The 16,668-nt window shown below is 72.9% G+C and carries 19 protein-coding genes; 12 read left to right on the forward strand and 7 right to left on the reverse strand.

From position 1 onward, the window contains the following. The first annotated feature begins 84 nt into the window (after nt 1–84). From disA to ACFV9H_RS23400, 4 genes are all read left to right on the forward strand, one after another. A complete protein-coding gene (gene disA / locus ACFV9H_RS23385; protein WP_385401410.1) occupies nt 85–1,209 on the forward strand; it encodes a DNA integrity scanning diadenylate cyclase DisA in 1,125 nt (374 codons plus the stop codon). Nucleotides 1,210–1,565: 356 nt separating this feature from the next. Continuing rightward, nucleotides 1,566–2,054 carry a DUF2771 domain-containing protein gene (locus tag ACFV9H_RS23390; RefSeq protein ID WP_385401413.1) on the forward strand — a complete coding sequence of 163 codons (489 nt, stop codon included), beginning with the start codon at nt 1,566–1,568 and terminating at the stop codon, nt 2,052–2,054. 13 nt (nt 2,055–2,067) lie between these two features. After that, a complete protein-coding gene (locus tag ACFV9H_RS23395; protein ID WP_385401416.1) occupies nt 2,068–2,796 on the forward strand; it encodes a futalosine hydrolase in 729 nt (242 codons plus the stop codon). Beyond that, nucleotides 2,780–3,637, forward strand: a complete 858-nt coding sequence (locus ACFV9H_RS23400; protein ID WP_385401418.1) for a 1,4-dihydroxy-6-naphthoate synthase — start codon at nt 2,780–2,782, stop codon at nt 3,635–3,637. Before ACFV9H_RS23395 ends, ACFV9H_RS23400 begins: the two co-directional genes overlap by 17 nt. 69 nt (nt 3,638–3,706) lie before the next feature. On the opposite strand, the gene ACFV9H_RS23405 is transcribed toward ACFV9H_RS23400, so the two are convergent. Next, the gene (locus ACFV9H_RS23405; protein ID WP_385132124.1) at nt 3,707–4,090 is read right to left on the reverse strand and encodes a cold-shock protein; all 384 of its coding nucleotides are present in this window, start codon (nt 4,088–4,090) and stop codon (nt 3,707–3,709) included. A gap of 229 nt (nt 4,091–4,319) precedes the next feature. Between ACFV9H_RS23405 and ACFV9H_RS23410 the strand changes: the two genes are divergently transcribed. Then, nucleotides 4,320–4,574, forward strand: a complete 255-nt coding sequence (locus ACFV9H_RS23410) for a hypothetical protein (protein WP_385401420.1) — start codon at nt 4,320–4,322, stop codon at nt 4,572–4,574. An 8-nt stretch (nt 4,575–4,582) separates the two neighbouring features. Here the strand turns inward: ACFV9H_RS23410 and ACFV9H_RS23415 are convergent, their stop codons facing one another. Further along, a complete protein-coding gene (locus ACFV9H_RS23415) occupies nt 4,583–5,200 on the reverse strand; it encodes an HAD family hydrolase (protein WP_385401423.1) in 618 nt (205 codons plus the stop codon). Nucleotides 5,201–5,344: 144 nt separating this feature from the next. Here ACFV9H_RS23415 and ACFV9H_RS23420 point away from each other — a divergent pair, with 144 nt between their 5' ends. From ACFV9H_RS23420 to ACFV9H_RS23430, 3 genes are all read left to right on the forward strand, one after another. After that, nucleotides 5,345–5,845, forward strand: coding sequence for a SigE family RNA polymerase sigma factor (locus ACFV9H_RS23420; RefSeq protein ID WP_385401425.1), 501 nt, complete (start codon nt 5,345–5,347; stop codon nt 5,843–5,845). Nucleotides 5,846–5,854: 9 nt separating this feature from the next. Further along, nucleotides 5,855–6,700: a hypothetical protein gene (locus ACFV9H_RS23425; protein WP_385401428.1), complete on the forward strand. Its 846-nt coding sequence runs from the start codon at nt 5,855–5,857 to the stop codon at nt 6,698–6,700. A gap of 134 nt (nt 6,701–6,834) precedes the next feature. After that, nucleotides 6,835–7,335: a DUF6069 family protein gene (locus ACFV9H_RS23430; protein ID WP_385401430.1), complete on the forward strand. Its 501-nt coding sequence runs from the start codon at nt 6,835–6,837 to the stop codon at nt 7,333–7,335. 465 nt (nt 7,336–7,800) lie between these two features. On the opposite strand, the gene ACFV9H_RS23435 is transcribed toward ACFV9H_RS23430, so the two are convergent. After that, a complete protein-coding gene (locus ACFV9H_RS23435) occupies nt 7,801–8,901 on the reverse strand; it encodes a hypothetical protein (RefSeq protein WP_385401432.1) in 1,101 nt (366 codons plus the stop codon). 86 nt (nt 8,902–8,987) lie between these two features. On the opposite strand from ACFV9H_RS23435, the gene ACFV9H_RS23440 reads away from it, so the two are divergent. Both ACFV9H_RS23440 and ACFV9H_RS23445 read left to right on the forward strand, forming a co-directional pair. Continuing rightward, the gene (locus tag ACFV9H_RS23440; RefSeq protein WP_385401434.1) at nt 8,988–11,468 is read left to right on the forward strand and encodes a helicase-associated domain-containing protein; all 2,481 of its coding nucleotides are present in this window, start codon (nt 8,988–8,990) and stop codon (nt 11,466–11,468) included. Between the two features lie 192 nt (nt 11,469–11,660). After that, on the forward strand, nt 11,661–12,251 hold the full coding sequence (locus ACFV9H_RS23445; RefSeq protein WP_385401437.1) for a DUF4291 domain-containing protein: 591 nt from the start codon (nt 11,661–11,663) through the stop codon (nt 12,249–12,251). Here ACFV9H_RS23445 and ACFV9H_RS23450 read toward each other — a convergent pair. Together ACFV9H_RS23450 and ACFV9H_RS23455 are read right to left on the reverse strand one after the other, a co-directional pair. Next, nucleotides 12,236–12,715: an N-acetyltransferase gene (locus ACFV9H_RS23450; RefSeq protein WP_385401440.1), complete on the reverse strand. Its 480-nt coding sequence runs from the start codon at nt 12,713–12,715 to the stop codon at nt 12,236–12,238. The two genes, ACFV9H_RS23445 and ACFV9H_RS23450, sit on opposite strands and share 16 nt — an antisense overlap. Then, nucleotides 12,712–13,290, reverse strand: coding sequence for a peroxiredoxin-like family protein (locus ACFV9H_RS23455; RefSeq protein ID WP_385401443.1), 579 nt, complete (start codon nt 13,288–13,290; stop codon nt 12,712–12,714). The genes ACFV9H_RS23450 and ACFV9H_RS23455 overlap by 4 nt, the downstream gene beginning before the upstream one ends. 93 nt (nt 13,291–13,383) lie before the next feature. On the opposite strand from ACFV9H_RS23455, the gene ACFV9H_RS23460 reads away from it, so the two are divergent. Next, nucleotides 13,384–14,001, forward strand: coding sequence for a TetR/AcrR family transcriptional regulator C-terminal domain-containing protein (locus ACFV9H_RS23460; protein WP_385401446.1), 618 nt, complete (start codon nt 13,384–13,386; stop codon nt 13,999–14,001). Here the strand turns inward: ACFV9H_RS23460 and ACFV9H_RS23465 are convergent. After that, on the reverse strand, nt 13,993–14,436 hold the full coding sequence (locus ACFV9H_RS23465) for a GNAT family N-acetyltransferase (protein WP_385401449.1): 444 nt from the start codon (nt 14,434–14,436) through the stop codon (nt 13,993–13,995). The genes ACFV9H_RS23460 and ACFV9H_RS23465 overlap by 9 nt on opposite strands. A gap of 151 nt (nt 14,437–14,587) precedes the next feature. Here ACFV9H_RS23465 and ACFV9H_RS23470 point away from each other — a divergent pair, with 151 nt between their 5' ends. Then, nucleotides 14,588–16,231 carry a DNA repair helicase XPB gene (locus tag ACFV9H_RS23470; protein ID WP_385401452.1) on the forward strand — a complete coding sequence of 548 codons (1,644 nt, stop codon included), beginning with the start codon at nt 14,588–14,590 and terminating at the stop codon, nt 16,229–16,231. Nucleotides 16,232–16,369: 138 nt separating this feature from the next. On the opposite strand, the gene ACFV9H_RS23475 is transcribed toward ACFV9H_RS23470, so the two are convergent. Continuing rightward, entirely contained in the window at nt 16,370–16,555 is a 186-nt protein-coding gene (locus ACFV9H_RS23475; RefSeq protein ID WP_385401454.1) for a hypothetical protein, read from the reverse strand. Nucleotides 16,556–16,668: the final 113 nt, after the last annotated feature.

Below are 16,668 nucleotides of genomic sequence, written 5' to 3' on the forward strand. Positions count from 1 at the left end.
CAGGCCCACAGCGCGCGCCGGTAGACTTCTGGATGGTCCGCCCGGCCGTACGCAGGCGGCGCAACCCGCGACCGGAGGAGTGCAGTGGCAGCCAAGGACGGGGCAGCAGCATCCGGCAAGTCGGGCGCGAGCTCCAAGCAGGAGGCCATGATGCGTGCCTCGCTGAGCGCGGTCGCACCTGGTCAGCCGCTGCGTGACGGCCTGGAACGGATCGTCCGCGGCAACACCGGCGGGCTGATCGTCCTCGGCATGGACAAGACCGTCGACGCGATGTGCACCGGCGGCTTCGTGCTGGACGTGGAGTTCACGGCGACCCGGCTGCGCGAGCTGTGCAAGCTCGACGGCGCGCTCATCCTCGACAAGGACATCACCAAGATCCTGCGGGCCGGCGTACAGCTGGTGCCGGACGCGTCGATCCCCACGGAGGAGACGGGCACCCGTCACCGGACCGCGGACCGCGTCTCCAAGCAGTGCGGTTTCCCGGTGGTGTCGGTGTCGCAGTCGATGCGGCTGATCGCCCTGTACGTGGACGGTGAGCGGCGGGTCCTGGAGGAGTCCGGGGCGATCCTGTCGCGGGCGAACCAGGCGCTGGCCACGCTGGAGCGGTACAAGCTGCGGCTCGACGAGGTCGCGGGCACGCTGTCGGCGCTGGAGATCGAGGACCTGGTCACCGTCCGCGACGTGACGGCGGTCGCGCAGCGACTGGAAATGGTCCGCCGGATCGCGACCGAGATCGCCGAGTACGTGGTCGAACTGGGCACGGACGGGCGACTGCTGTCGCTCCAGCTGGACGAGCTGACGGTCGGCATCGAGCAGGAGCGTGAGCTCGTCATCCGGGACTACGTGCCGGAGCCGACGGCGAAGCGTTCCCGCACGGTGGACGAGGCGCTGGCCGAGCTGGACGCGCTGACGCACGCGGAGCTGCTGGAACTGCCGATCGTGGCGCGGGCGCTGGGGTACACCGGCTCGCCTGAGACGCTGGACTCGGCGGTGTCCCCGCGGGGCTACCGGCTGCTGGCGAAGATCCCCCGGCTGCCGGGGGCCATCATCGAGCGGCTGGTGGAGCACTTCGGCGGGCTGCAGAAGCTTCTCGCTGCCAGCGTGGACGACCTGCAGACGGTGGACGGGGTGGGCGAAGCCCGTGCCCGCAGCGTCCGCGAGGGCCTCTCCCGCCTGGCGGAGTCGTCCATCCTGGAGCGGTACGTCTAGGCTGCGCCGCGGCTGGACGTGTTCGCCCAGCCCACCGCTGCTGGGGCTCCGCCCCAGACCCCGCGCCTCAAACGCCGGCGAGGCTGGAATTGCCCTCCGGGAAATCCAGCCGCGCCCGGCTCAAAATTGCGCTGCGCGCACTTGCAAGTCGGCACCGGCCAAAATCCAGCCCCGCCGGCGTTTGAGGCGCGGGGGTTCCGGGGGCAGCGCCCCCGGCAGCGGCGCCGCGCCCGTCCGCCACGGAGCGGGGCACGGGGCGGAGCCCCGGCAACCGCGCCGCAGCCGGGCCGCGCCACACCGCGGCCCCGGGGACCCCGTGCAGCGGCGCAGCCAACCGGCCCGATAGCCTTCGGCTCATGACCGCACCGCTTTTCTCGGGTAGGGCCCGCCGCAGCGTCGCGGCCCTCGGAGCCGTGTCCGCCGGCCTCCTCCTCCTCTCCGCCTGCGACAAGCCGACACCGCTGGCGACCGTGACGGTCGGCACCTCGTCGGTGTCCGCCGAAGCCGCCTGCCACTCGGACAAGGAGCCGCTCTCCATGGACAAGGTCCAGGAGTGCGTCACCGACATCAAGGACGCCAAGACCATCCAGTACGGCCGCGGGGACACCCTGCGCCTCGGCGTCGAGCCGGATGTCGTCGAGGACGGCAAGCGCTGGTCGGCGATCCTCGACGGCCAGCCGATCACCGAGCCGTCGTCGAACACCTACCGCAGCTTCCCCGGCGCGGACGTCTTCGCGACCGGCGGCCAGGGCGAGGCCCCGGCCTCGAAGAAGCTCGCCATCCTGCAGATCGCCGAGGACGGCAAGCCGCTGGCCGTCTGGTCCTTCAACCTCGAACTCAAGTAACCGGCGGCCACCGGTGCGCGCGCTCGTCGTGACCGCGGTGGCGGCGGAGGCAGACTCCGTCGTTGCCGGTCTGACCCCTCATCCGGACACCCCCGGCCCCGAGCCGCGCACCCTTCCCGGTGGCTACCGCACGACCCGGCGGGACCTCCCCGGCATCGCCCTCGACGTGCTCGTCGGGGGCGTCGGGCCGGCGGCGGCCGCCGCCGGTACCGCCACCGCCCTGGCCCTCGCCGACTACGCCCTCGTGATCTCGGCCGGCATCGGCGGTGGGTTCGCGCCCGCCGCCCCGGTCGGCTCGCTCGTGGTCGCCGACGCGATCGTCGCCGCCGACCTGGGGGCCGAGACCGCCGAGGGCTTCCTCGACGTCACCGCCCTCGGCTTCGGGCACAGCGTGCACCTGCCGCCCGCCGAACTGGCCGCCCGCGCCGCCGAGGCGACCGGCGCGCTGCTCGCGCCCGTACTGACCGTCTCCACCGTCACCGGCACCGCCGACCGGGCCGCCGCGCTCGCCGTCCGGCACCCGCTGGCCGGGGCGGAGGCCATGGAGGGCTTCGGGGTCGCGGAGGCGGCCGCCGCGCACGGGTTGCCCGTACTGGAGATCCGCGCCGTGTCCAACGCCGTGGGCCCGCGTGACCGCGCCGCCTGGCGGATCGGGGACGCGCTCAACACGCTCGCGGGAGGCTTCCGCGCACTGGGCCCCGTACTCGCGAACTGGGGAGAACGCCATGAGCAGCACCGCTGACGGCCCGCTGAAGATCGCCTACTCGCCCTGCCCCAACGACACCTTCGTCTTCGACGCCTGGGCGCACGGCCGCGTCCCGGGGGCGCCCGCCCTCGACGTCACCTTCGCCGACATCGACATCACCAACGGCATGGCCGAGCGCGGCGAACTCGACGTGCTGAAGGTCTCGTACGCCGTCCTTCCGTGGGTGCTGGAGGAGTACGCGCTGCTCCCCTGCGGCGGGGCCCTGGGGCGCGGCTGCGGCCCCTTGGTGCTCACCCGTGAGCCGGGCGTCGACCTCACCGGCAAGACGGTCGCCGTGCCCAGCGAACGCTCCACCGCCTACCTGCTGTTCCGGCTGTGGGCGGCGGACGTGCTGCCCGAGGGGGTCGGCAAGGTGGTCGTGCTGCCGTTCAACGAGATCATGCCGGCGGTGCGCGACGGCCGGGTGGACGCCGGACTGGTCATCCACGAGGCCCGGTTCACCTATCAGGACTACGGGCTGCACTGCCTGGCCGACATGGGCGAGCACTGGGAGTCCACGACCGGCCTGCCGATCCCGCTCGGCGCGATCATCGCCAAGCGTTCGCTGGGCGCCGAGACCCTGCACCTGCTGGCCGAGTCGGCCCGTACGTCGGTCCTGATGGCCTGGGACGACCCGGAGGCCTCCCGCCCGTACGTACGCGCCCACGCCCAGGAGCTGGACCCGGCCGTCGCCGACCAGCACATCGGCCTGTACGTCAACGAGTTCACGGCCGGACTCGGCGAGGACGGCTACGCGGCGGTGCGCGGGCTGCTGACCCGGGCGGCCGCCGAGGGTCTGGTACCGGCCATCGCGGCCGGCGCGCTCGACTTCCCGTAGGTCCGAAAACAGTTGTGCCCCGCCGCTCTTTCGAGCGGCGGGGCACAGCTGTGCGTACGTGCGTACGGATCAGACGTCGAGCTGGTCCGCCACCGCGCGCAGCAGTCCGGCGATCTTCGTGCCGTGCGTCCGGTCGGGGTAGCGGCCCCGCTCCAGCATCGGCGTGATGTTCTCCAGGAGCGTCGTGAGGTCCTGGACGATCGAGGCGAGCTCGTCGGGCTTGCGCCGCTGCGCGGCCGCGACGGACGGCGCCGGATCCAGCACCGTCACAGAAAGTGCCTGGTCACCGCGCTGTCCGGCGACCACGCCGAACTCGACGCGCTGACCGGGCTTGAGGGCCTCGACCCCTGCGGGGAGCACCGACGAGTGGACGAAGACGTCACCGCCGTCGTCGCGGGAGAGGAAGCCGAAGCCCTTCTCACTGTTGAACCACTTGACCTTGCCGGTGGGCAAAGCACGCACCCCGTCTCACATACCCGAAACCGAACCAACATGTCTCAGCAGGTCAGGGTATCCATGTCCCAGGGCCGTGACTGCCTGCTCTCGCTGTGAAGAGTCTCCCCTCACAACCACCCCGTCAAGCATGGCCGAAGGCCCTCTGCCCGGATCTCGACCATGAGGGCCACGAGCCCCCGGAAGGCCGTCGCTTGGGGTGGCCCCTCGGGCGAAGTAGCCTGGTGCGGTGACTGACACTTCTCGCGGCGACGAAGCCAGGCCCGGCGACGCACTGGTCAAGGCCGGCGGCATCGTCTTCATCGCCGGTGCCGTCGCCACGCTGGTGACGATGGCCCCACTGTTCCTCGACATCGACCCGTTCCCGTCGTACGCGTGGGCCGTGTGCATGCTCATGGGCGTCGGCTTCGCGATCTCGGCAGCGGGCGTACTGCGCTCCGCGGCGGCCCAGCGCAGGGCCGCCCGCGCCTCACAGGCGGCCTGAGCCGAGGGTCACACGGGCTGCGCGGCCACGTACGCCGCCAGCCACTGCGGCAGCGCCGTGAGGTCCGGCAGCACCACGTCGGCGCCCGCCGCACGCAGTTCCGGCTCCGGGCACGGCCCGGTCGGCACCGCCACCGACAACGCGCCGGCCGTACGGGCACCGCGCACGTCGCCCACGTGGTCGCCGACGTAGACCTGCGCCCCGTACTCGCGCAGCGCACCCGCCTTGGCCTCCGCCCACAGCCAACCGATGACCGCGTCCGGCTCGATGCCGAGGTGCGCCAGGTGCAGGCGGGCGTTCGGCTCATGCTTGGCGGTGACCACGATCGCGCGGCCGCCGAGGGCCTGCACGGCCTCGATCGCCTCGCGGGCGCCCGGCATCGCCGGGGTCGGCTCGATCGCGTACGTGGGGTAGATCTCACGGTAGCGGTCCGCCATGGCCGGGATCTCGGCCTCCGGGAACCAGTAGGCGAGCTCCTCGTCGAGCGGCGGACCGAGCCGCGTGACGGCCTCGTCGGCGTCGATGAACGTACCCGTCTCGACCGAAAGCGCCTGGTAGGCGGCCTTGATTCCCGGGCGCGAGTCGATGAGGGTCATGTCGAGGTCGAAGCCGACTGTGAGGTTCATACCGTCCATTGTGCCGAGGCAGGCGGACACCGGACCTACGGCGGGGGAACGGCACATCCACAAACCTTCAAACTCGTTCTCAACCTTTTCCGTGCGGCAGTGCTCAGGACAGGGGTGAGAGACACGACGTGAAGGGGAGGGCGGATGCCACCAGGCACCGAGCACGACTTCGAGGCCTTTGCCCGGGCCAGTCAGCGCAAGCTGTACCGGACCGCGTACCTGCTGTGCGGAAACGCCGACAGCGCACGCGATCTGACCCAGACGACGCTCGCGAAGCTGTTCCAGCACTGGCGGAAGGTGTCCGCCGCCGAGAGTCCCGACGCCTACGCCAGGACCGTACTGACCCGCACCTTCCTCGCCGAACGACGCCGGCGGCTGCGGGACCTCCTGGCCCACAGGCACGTCGACACGCCACCGCTGCCCGAGTACGCCGAGCTGCGCGTCACCCTGCTCGCCGCACTGGCCGAACTGCCGCCGCGGGCCCGCGCCATGGTCGTCCTGCGCTACTGGGACGACCTCAGCGTCGGCACGGTCGCCGAACTGCTGCGGTGCAGCGAGGGAACGGTCAAGAGCCAGTGCTCGCGCGCCCTGTCGAGGCTGCGCGTGCAGCTCGGCGAGGCCCACATCTACGCCACCGAGAACTGAGGAGACGCCATGGGTACCAACGAAGACCTCTACGCGGTCCCCGACGACACGGCCGTCGTGCTGGTCCGCGACGCGATGGACCGCACGACCGCCGACCTGCCGCCGCTGCCGGACCTCGTCGGCGCGGCCCGCGCCCAGGGGCGGCGCCGCAAGGCACGCGTCCGCTTCGCGATCGGCGGCGGGGCGCTGGCCGTCGCCGCGCTCGGCGTGGCCGGAGCCGTGGCGCTGCCGGTCGACAACGACAAGCAGAAGTCGTCGGGCGTGATCAACGTGGCCGCCCCGCCGTCGAGCCCGAGCACCACGCCGCAGCCGCCGGTACACATCACGCCGTCCCCGGGCGAAACCTCGATGGCCCACCTGCCGCCGGCCGAGCGGGCCAAGCAGGAGGACTTCCAGAACCGGGCCGTGCCCGTACTCCAGAGCCTGCTGCCGCCGACGGTCGGCACCGTGCAGCGAACGGACCTCAACGTCCGCATGTACCACGGCACGAAGGACGGCAAGACGTTCACCATCATGTTCTCGGTACGCCCGTCGGGTCCGGGCACCAACCCCAAGCCCTGCCTGGAGGTGAAGGGCCAGGTCTGCAAGAAGACCGTGCTGCCCGGCGGCATCCAGGCACATGCGGGCACCGCGCCCATCAACAACGGAAACGTCACCGAGACCCGCCTCTCCTTCCATTACGGCAGGAGCGACGTCTCCCTGTCCATCAGCCCGCATGACGAGTCCAACACCTCGGCACCGGTCACCAACGACCAGATCCTGGAACTCGCCAAGGCCCCCGCCTTCCTGGACCTGGTCAAGGCAGCCGACGCCGACCCGGTCGAGAAGGAACAGAAGACCGCCCCGGCCTCCTGAGCGGGTCGGTGCTCGCCCACCCGCCCCCCTCGGGGGCGGGGCGGGGCCGGGGTGTTGACCTCAAGTGCGCTTCAGGTCGGAGGCTTCCTCGTGTACCGCCGGACGCCGGCAGTTCACACAACGGAGGAAGTCCCATGTCGAGCACCACCGTTCACAACCCAGGCCCCACCGTGTCCGACGCATCCCCGGTCCACCGCGCCGGCCTCATCTGGTGGAAGGCACTGATCACCGGCGCGGTCGGCGCGGTCGTCGTCAATCTGATCGTTTTCGCCGTCGCCAAGCTGGCCGATGCCTCGCTCACGGTCGTCAACGGCACCGACGAGCACGCGATCACGGTCGGCGACGTCATCGGCGCCTCACTCGTCCCGCTCCTCATCGGAACGGGCGCCGCGCTCCTGCTGGCACTGTGGAAGCCGGTGTTCCTGCGGATCGCGCAGTACGTGGGCGGCGGCCTGGCCCTGCTGTCGGTCGCAGGCCCGCTCTCGTCCGACGCGGACGGCGGCACCGTCGCCGCCCTGTCCCTGATGCACATCACCCTCGGCCTGGCGACCGTCACGACCCTGGAACTCCACCGCCGAAACCGGATCCTTCGGACCTCAGACGGGGGTCAGTCGCCCACGCCGAAAAGCGCGTAGCGATCTGTGGCGGCCCCTGCCCAGCCCCAGACGACCGGCGGACGCCGTCATCGAGAAGCGCGTAGCGATCTGACGCGCCCACCCTCCCCCGACGGGCCTGTGGTCGGTGTTTGGGGAAGGTTGGCCGCCTGCCCGGCTCGGGAAGCGACCTGCGAGGGCCCGGGCTCGGGCCTGCCCCCAGCCGCAGCGGGGCCCGGACATCCCCGACCGCCCCGTCCATTCCCCTCGGACCGGCCCGTTCCTTTGGGGGTTCCCGGCGGTCTTCGGTTTTCCGTGGCGGGACGGCCTGTCAAGGGCGGCCGCAGGCCGTCGCGCAGCGACGCGACGACGAAGGAGGAGCGCCCTTGACAGGCCGGCCCGACACGGAAGGACGATGAGACTGACGGGAAACCCCCGAGTCCACTCCGATTCCGCCCGGCCCAGACCCCGCCACCCGAAGCCCCCGCCGTACAGGCCCACCCGCCGTCACCGCTGACGGGCCCGCCACACCAGGTACGCCGCCGAGGCGATGCCCGCGCCTCGTAGGAGCCAGGGCCACATGCCTTGCAGGGCGGCGCTCAGCTGATCGTCCGCCAGGGCCTCGCCCCAGCGGCCGTTCATGCGGCCCCACACCCAAACCACCGCCCCCGTGAGCACCACGCCCGGGGGGCCGAAGACGGTCCATTTGCGTTCGGCGGGGCCCAGTGCCCGCGAGGCGTACGGCAGAAGCCAGCCGACGACCAGGAGCAGCCAGTAGCCGCTGACCACGCCGGCGAGGAGGACGGCCGCGGCCAGCAGGAGGAAGGCGTTCGGGCGGGGGCGGCCGGTGGCCGCGGGAGCCTCCGGCTCCGGTGCGGCGGCCGCGGCCGCCGCCTCCCGCTTGGCTCGCCGTCGATCGCGTACGAACCGTACGAGGCTCCGCGCGCGCCCCTCCCCCGCACCCGGCGCCGGCGGGGACTTCGGCTCGGCGGCGTCCGCGTCCTCCTCCGCCCCCTCCTTGAACAGGTCCGGGATCTCGATGCCGCCCGCGAACCCGTCGACCTGCGGCCCGGCGCCGTACGCGCCCGGCGCCACCCGCCACCAGTCGGGCTCGGCTCCGCCGGAGGGGCCGAGTTCGTCGAGGCCGGCCAGGTGCGGCGGCACGTTCTCGGGCTCGGCCGCCGGGCGGGGAGGGGGCACGCGCTTGCGGCCGAGGCGGCCGGGAGCGCGCTGCGTGGGCACCGACACCCCAGGGGCGGAGGCGGACGCGGAACCGGACCCAGGCCCAACCCCGGAACCGGAACCGAACCCAGCCCCGGACCCAGACCCAGACCCAGACCCAGCCCCAGCCCCGGACCCGGACAGCGTGCCCATGCTGCCCAGGCTGCCCAAGGTGTCCAGGACCTCCTCCGGCGTGCCGATGCGCTCCAGGATGCGGCGTACGGCCGCCGGGGTCTCCGGGTCGTACTTGGCGCGCCGACGGTCGATCTCGTCCCGCAGGCCGGCCACCAGCCTCATCCGGTCACCGGAGGACAGCTGCCGCCGCTGCGCCAAGTCCCCGACGCGGCTCAGATATTCGTAGACCAGATGGTCGCTTTCGATCCCCATGCCCCGGCTCCTCCCAAACCCGCTGCCCGAAAGGTAGCGCGTGCGCCCGTGGAGCGGCCGTGGGCGCAGCGGATACCGTTGACCGGATGGGGACCGGCCGACGCACTGGCCGACCGACCGGCCGAGGCGACCAGGAGGCGACTGTGCCCGAGGCAAGCACTGCGGGGGCATCCGGCGGGAGCGGCGCGCCGCGCTCCCTCGCCGAGGCGCTCCGCGCCCGCGACGACGCGGCGCTCGCCGCGCTGCTGCACGCCCGCCCGGACCTGCTCAACCCGGTGCCCGGCGACGTGACGCAGCTGGCGACCCGGGCCGGGACCCGGGCCTCGGTGGTGCGGGCCCTGGACCGCCTCGACCGTTTCGCCCTACAGGTCGCCGAGGCGCTCGCGGTGGCCCCCGAGCCGTGCCCGTACGCGGTACTGGAGGGGCTGCTGACCGGCGGCGAGGACGAGGCGGCGCGCGGCGCGCTCCCCCGCGCCGTGGGCACCCTGCGCGACCAGGCCCTGGTGTGGGGCGACGAGGACCGGCTGCGGCTGGTGCGCACCGCCCGCGAACTGCTCGCGCCCTCCGCACAGCGGCCCTCCCCCACGGGCCTCGGGCCGACCGTCGCCGAGGCCACGGCCGGGATGTCGCCGACCCGCATCCAGGAGATCGTGGCGGCCGCCGGGCTGCCCGCGACGCACGATCCGGTGTCGGCGGTGAGCGCGCTGACCGCCCTGTTCACCGACGAGCGGCGCATGTCGGCGCTGCTGGACGAGGCCCCGGCGGAGGCGCACCAGGTACTGGGCCGGCTGGTGTGGGGACCGCCGTACGGGGAGGTGACGCCGAACCCGACGACGCCGGTTCGCTGGCTGCGCGACCGGGGGCTGCTGTTGCCCGCGTCGGCGCGGACGGTGGTGCTGCCCCGCGAGGTGGCGCTGCACCTGCGCGGCGGGCTCGCGCACCGCTCCGTGGAGCCGGTGGCCCCGGCGGTTCCGGCGCACCGCGAGCACCGTCCACAGCTTGTGGACGCGAACGCGGCCGGGCAGGCGCTGGCCGCGCTGTCCACCGTCGAGGAACTGGTCAAGTCCTGGGAGCACGCCGGTCCGCCGGTGCTGCGCGCGGGCGGGCTCTCCGTACGGGACCTCAAGCGGACCGCGGTCACCCTCGACGCGGCCGAGCCACAGGCGGCTTTCTGGGTCGAACTTGCCTATGCCGCAGGCCTGTTGGCCAGTGACGGTGAGGCCGACGAGCGCTACGCCCCCACCCCCGCCTTCGACGACTGGCGCGAACTGCCACCCGCCGAGCGCTGGTCGGCCCTCGCGGCGGCCTGGCTGCCGGCCACCCGCACGCCCGGTCTGGTCGGCGAGCAGGACGCCAAGGGCCGCACCCTCTCGGTGCTGGGCCCCGAACTCGACCGCTCCGCCGCCCCCGAGGTGCGCCGGCGGGTCCTCGAACTCCTCGCCGACCTCCCCGAGGGCGCCGCCGCCGACCCGGACGCGATCCTCGCCCGGCTCGCGTGGGAGCGTCCCGTGCGCGGTACGAGCGAACTGCGCGCCCGCCTCGCACGGTGGACGCTGACCGAGGCGGAGGTCCTCGGCGTCACCGGCCGCGGCGCCCTGTCCGGCCCGGGCCGCGCCCTCCTCGCACACGCCGATCCGGCGCCGCTGCTGGCCCCGCTCCTGCCCGAGCCGGTGGACCACGTCCTCCTCCAGGCCGACCTGACGGCGGTGGCCCCGGGCCCCCTGCGCCGCCCGCTCGCCGAGGTCCTCGCGGTCCTCGCGGACGTGGAATCCAAGGGCGGGGCGACCGTCTACCGCTTCACGCCCGGCTCGGTCCGCCGCGCCCTGGACGCCGGGCGGACCGCCACCGACCTGCACGCCTTCCTCGCCGAGCACAGCATTACCCCGGTCCCCCAGCCCCTCGCCTATCTGATCGACGACGTCGCCCGGCGCCACGGGCACCTGCGCGTCGGCGCCGCGTCCTCGTACGTGCGCTGCGACGACGACGGCATGCTGAACGAGATCCTGGCCGACAAGCGCTCGGCCTCCCTGGGCCTGCGCCGGCTGGCCCCCACCGTGCTGGCCGCCCAGGCCGACCCCACCGCCCTCCTCGACGGGCTGCGGGCGATGGGCTACGCCCCGGCGGCGGAATCCCGTACCGGCGATGTCCTGGTGGCCCGAGCCGACGCCCACCGCACCCCCGCCCGCCAGGCACCCGCCCCGGTCCCGGACGGCCCACCGGTCCCGGACGAGACGCTGCTCGGCGCGGCCGTACGGGCGATCCGCGCGGGCGACGTGGCGGCGACGGCGGTCCGCAAGGAGCCCGCGTCGGCAACGGTCGTCCCCGGCGAACTCCCGCGCACGAGCCCGGCGGAGACCCTCGCGACGGTCCAGGCGGCGGCCCTGACGGGCTCGGCGGTGTGGATCGGCTACGTGAACGCGGAGGGCGCGGCGAGCCAGCGGGTCATCGCCCCGGTCCGCGTGGAGGGCGGCTTCGTGACGGGCTACGACCACACGGCGGACGAGGTCCGCACGTACGCCCTACACCGCATCACGGGCGTGGCGGAACTGGCGGAGGAACACCTGTAGGCCACGCCCGCCACGGCCCGGCCGGGCCACCCCAGCCCCGCCGGCGTTTGAGGCGTGGGGTCTGGGGCGAAGCCCCAGCAACGGCGCCGCACCGGCACCCTCACCCGCCCCGGCACCGGCACCGGCACCGGCACCGGCACGCGCACGGAAAACGGCTCGCGGCCCGCCCAACCACCCCGCACCCTTATCGACATGCAAGCCGTACCCACCCACCAGATCCGCGCCGTCCACACCGACAGCACCATCACCGTCTACCAGGCCTACGCCCCCTCCCTCGGCGTCCCCGCGGGACGCGACGGGCGGTTCCCGCCCACCTGGAAGCGCGAGCGCATGACATGGATCAAGCCCTCGTTCCTGTGGATGATGTACCGCTGCGGCTGGGCCACCAAGGCCGACCAGGAGACCGTGCTGGCGATCGAGATCACCCGCGCCGGCTTCGACCGCGCGCTGCGCGAGGCCTGCCTGTCCCACTACGCCCCCGCCGTACACGCGGACCGTGCGGCCTGGCAGGAGTCGGTGCGCACGACGTCGGCCCGGGTCCAGTGGGACCCGGAGCGCGACCTCCACCTCAACCCGCTCCCGTACCGCTCGCTCCAGCTCGGCCTGTCGGGGCCGCTCTCGCGGGCGTACGCCGACGACTGGACGGTCTCCATCCGCGACGTCACCCCGCTGGCCCGGGAGATCCACGGCCTGATCCGAGCCGGCGATCCGGACGCGGCCCGTGCGCTGCTGCCCACGGAAACCCCGTACGCCGCGGGCCCGTTGCCTCACCTGGGCGCGTAGTCGACCCGCTCGGCCGCGAAGGGCCACACCTCAGCGAGCCAGCGGCCGACGGCCTCGTACACCGGCGCGTCGAGGTGCGCCCGGTCCTCCCGCACCCAGGAGCTGACGTGCACCCGCCCGGGCTGCTCCTTGGCGGGGTAGACGTACAGACAACCGATGACCTCCCCATCCCCGGCCCCTGCCCCTTCGAGCACGCTGTACGTGAATCCCCGGCGCTCGGCGAAGTCCCGCGCGTGCCGCTCCAGGTCGGCCAGGTTCTCCTCGGCCGACATGCCCTCCAGCGGCGGCCAGTTCCGCCCCACGAACCCGGGCGTCGCCCGTACGTGCGCGATGCTCCCGCTCCAGGCTGCGAGGTCCCGTTCGTTGTGCTGCGGCCCCAGCGGCTCCATGCGGAACCCGGCCCCTTCCAGAGCCGTCGGAACCTCGAAGTCATCCGGCACGAAACGCTGCTGATCATCACTCATGCCCGGACCCTACGCACCTCCTCCGCCAGCGTCAGCAGCTTTTCCACCGGCCACTGGTCGTCGACGTGCTCCCCGTACGACCGGGCGAGGACGGTCCCGTCCGGCCCGATCAGGAAGTCCGCCGGCAGCCCGTAGCGCCCGCCGTCCGGGAAGAACGACGGCGCCTTCGCCCGCCCGCGCAGCATCTCGGCCGTGGTGTGGGCGAGCGCGCGCAGTACGGGCCACCAGGCGCGCGGGCTGAGCAGCGACCGGTAGGACGACTCGACGCCGAAGTCCACGTACAGCCGCTTGTCCGGGTCCGCGACGACCGCGAACGGGAAGTCGGCCACGTGCGCGCGCAGTTCCTCGGCACTCGAATGGAAGACGACGACCTCCCGGATCCCGGCCGCCTCGATCTCGGCGTGCCGGCGCACCACGGAGCGCAGGTGCAGGTGGCAGACGGGGCAGCCGGCGAACCGGCGGAACTGGAGGTGCACCAGCCGGCCGGATTCCGAGTCCGGGACGGCGACGGGTGCGCCGTCCAAGACAGCGGTGAGCGTGCGCGTGCGCGTGCGGGTGGGGACTGCGGAACCCACGGAGAGCTTCATCGGAACGGGACCCCCTGCTTCGACGTAGGCGTATGCCGTACACCTACCAGCGTAGGCGTATGTCGTACGCTGTCAACCACCATGCCTCGCCCCCGCTCGCTCACCCCGGCCCGACTGGCCGCCGCGGCCCTCGCCGTCATCGACCGCGACGGGCTCACCGGGCTGTCCATGCGCGCCGTCGCCGTCGAACTCGGCATCAGCACGATGGCCCTGTACCGCTACGTCCAGGACCGCGAGGAGCTCGAAGCCCTCGTCGTGGAACTGGTCCTCAGCGCGGTCGACCCCACCCCGCCCCCCGTCGGCCACTCGTGGCAGGACCGGGTCACCGAGCTCGTCGGCCGGCTTCGCGGCGCGGTCGCCGCCCACCCGGCCGTCCTCCCCCTGACCCTCACCCACCGCCACCGCTCCCCGAGCGTGATGCGCTGGGGCGAGACGCTGCTCGGGGTGCTCACCGAGGCCGGCATCGGGCCCGAGGAGCGGATCATCGCCCTACGGGCCCTGCTCGCCTACGTGATCGGCGCGGTCCAGCAGGAACACCTCGGCGCCCTCTCCGGCGCGGGCACGGCCGCCATCGCCGAACTCCCGCCCGAGCGGTTCCCGTACCTGACCGAGGCCGCGCGCGGCGCCCCGACCCTCACCCCGGACCGGGAGTTCCACGGCGGCCTGATGCTGCTCGTACGCGGCCTGGGCTCAGCCTAGTTCGAGGTCGATGAACGGCACGGTGTCCCCGGGCAGCAGGTAGCGCTCGACCTCGACGAAGCCCCGAGCGAGCGCGAACCGCAGCCCCTCCGAGTTGGACTCCAGGACCACGGTCTGAATCCGCGCCGCCCCGAGCTCCCGCGCCTGCGCGAGCCCGTGCGCGTACAGCCGCGTACCGAAACCCCGCCCCCGATACCCCGGCAGCACGCGTGCGATCACGGTGGCCACGGCCGCCTCGTCATCGGGCGGCCGGACCGTCATGCACCCGACCAGTTCACCACCGAGGTACGCCACGTCCAGCCGGTGACGCCCCGCCCGCTCCCGCACGTCATCCAGGGTCAACGGGTCCGTGGGGATGATCAGGTTGTGGACGTGTCGCCAGTCCCAAAGCGCGGCTTCGTCGCCCGCAACCGACTCGATACGAAGATCAGACATCCGCCCAGCCAAACCGCCCCCGCGCCGTCCCGTCAAGGCTCCCCAAACGTTCCCGGCGGCCCAGAACCACCCGGGCCGCCCGGCGATGCGGCAGACTGGAGGTTTGGCCGCCCGCGCCCGGGCGGACCACCCATGCCGGAAAGGGACGTGCGTGAACGGGCCTCTCATCGTCCAGAGCGACAAGACCCTCCTCCTGGAGGTCGACCACGAGCTCGCCGGAGCCGCGCGCCGCGCCATCGCGCCCTTCGCCGAGCTGGAGCGGGCTCCCGAGCACATCCATACCTACCGGATCACCCCGCTCGGCCTGTGGAACGCCCGGGCCGCCGGGCACGACGCCGAGCAGGTCGTCGACGCGCTCGTCGAGTACTCCCGCTACCCCGTCCCGCACGCCCTGCTCGTCGACGTCGCCGAGACCATGGCCCGCTACGGCCGCCTCACCCTCTCCAAGCACCCCGTGCACGGGCTGGTTCTGACCAGCACCGACCGGCCGGTGCTGGAGGAGATCCTGCGGTCCAAGCGGATCACCCCGCTCGTCGGCGCACGCCTCGACCCCGACACCGTGGCCGTGCACCCCTCCGAGCGCGGGCAGATCAAGCAGACGCTGCTCAAGCTGGGCTGGCCGGCCGAGGACCTCGCCGGTTACGTGGACGGCGAGGCCCACCCGATCGACCTGGCCGAGAACGGCTGGGCGCTGCGGCCGTACCAGCAGCAGGCCGTCGAGGGCTTCTGGCACGGCGGATCCGGCGTGGTCGTACTGCCCTGCGGCGCCGGAAAGACGCTGGTCGGCGCGGGTGCCATGGCGATGGCCAAGGCGACCACCCTGATCCTCGTGACGAACACGGTCTCGGCCCGCCAGTGGAAGCACGAGCTGGTGAAGCGGACCTCGCTGACGGAGGAGGAGATCGGCGAGTACTCCGGTACGCGGAAGGAGATCCGACCCGTCACCATCGCCACGTACCAGGTCCTCACGACCAAGCGGAAGGGCGTCTACCCGCACCTGGAGCTCTTCGACTCCCGGGACTGGGGCCTGATCGTCTACGACGAGGTGCACCTGCTGCCCGCGCCGGTCTTCAAGTTCACCGCCGACCTCCAGGCCCGCCGCCGGCTCGGCCTGACGGCCACCCTCGTCCGTGAGGACGGGCGCGAGTCGGACGTGTTCTCGCTCATCGGGCCGAAGCGGTTCGACGCGCCGTGGAAGGAGATCGAGGCGCAGGGCTACATCGCCCCGGCGGACTGCGTCGAGGTCCGGGTCAACCTGACGGAGTCGGAGCGACTCGCGTACGCGACCGCCGAGACGGAGGAGAAGTACCGCTTCTGCGCGACGACCGCGACGAAGCGGAAGGTGACGGAGGCGCTGGTCCGCAAGCACAAGGGCGAGCAGACCCTGGTGATCGGCCAGTACATCGACCAGCTCGACGAGCTCGGCGAGCACCTGGACGCGCCCGTCATCAAGGGCGAGACGTCGAACGCGCAGCGCGAGAAGCTGTTCAACGCCTTCCGCGAGGGCGAGATCAGCGTGCTGGTGGTGTCGAAGGTCGCGAACTTCTCCATCGACCTGCCGGAGGCGACGGTCGCCATCCAGGTGTCGGGCACCTTCGGCTCCCGCCAGGAGGAGGCGCAGCGCCTGGGCCGCGTCCTGCGCCCGAAGGCGGACGGCCACGAGGCACGGTTCTACTCGGTCGTCGCACGCGACACGATCGACCAGGACTTCGCGGCCCACCGCCAACGCTTCCTGGCCGAACAGGGCTACGCATACCGAATCATGGACGCGGACGAACTACTGACCAGCGACTAAGGCAATCCCAGCCCCGCCGGCGGCATTCTCAGCCCCGCCGGCGTTTGAGGCGCGGGGGCTCGGGGGCGGAGCCCCCGCAGCGGCGCCGCGCAGGCGCACGAACAGAGGCGGCGACCCGGACCGACCCGGACCGGGAGGTCAGCGGCGGAGGACGCCCGCATCCTCGGCGTATTCACCCAGCACGACGACGCTCACCGCAGCCGCCGCGAAGACCTTGGCCGCGCGCAGCGCATTGCCGACGAAGTGCCGGGGAGGGGAGTCGGAGCCGGCGGTGGCGCCGCTAGGGCGGCCGCCCTGGATCGGGGTGAAGGTTGCGGTGCTCATGTATCCATGGTGCGTTTTCGGCCCGCCAACCACATCGCCCTCGGGGCGGAACCTCAAGGCGCCGCACGTCCTCCTCTCGGCCCATGCCACCCCCTAGTGGCCCCACCCAAGGT

Source organism: Streptomyces sp. NPDC059874 (genome assembly GCF_042731135.1).
GTDB lineage: Bacteria > Actinomycetota > Actinomycetes > Streptomycetales > Streptomycetaceae > Streptomyces.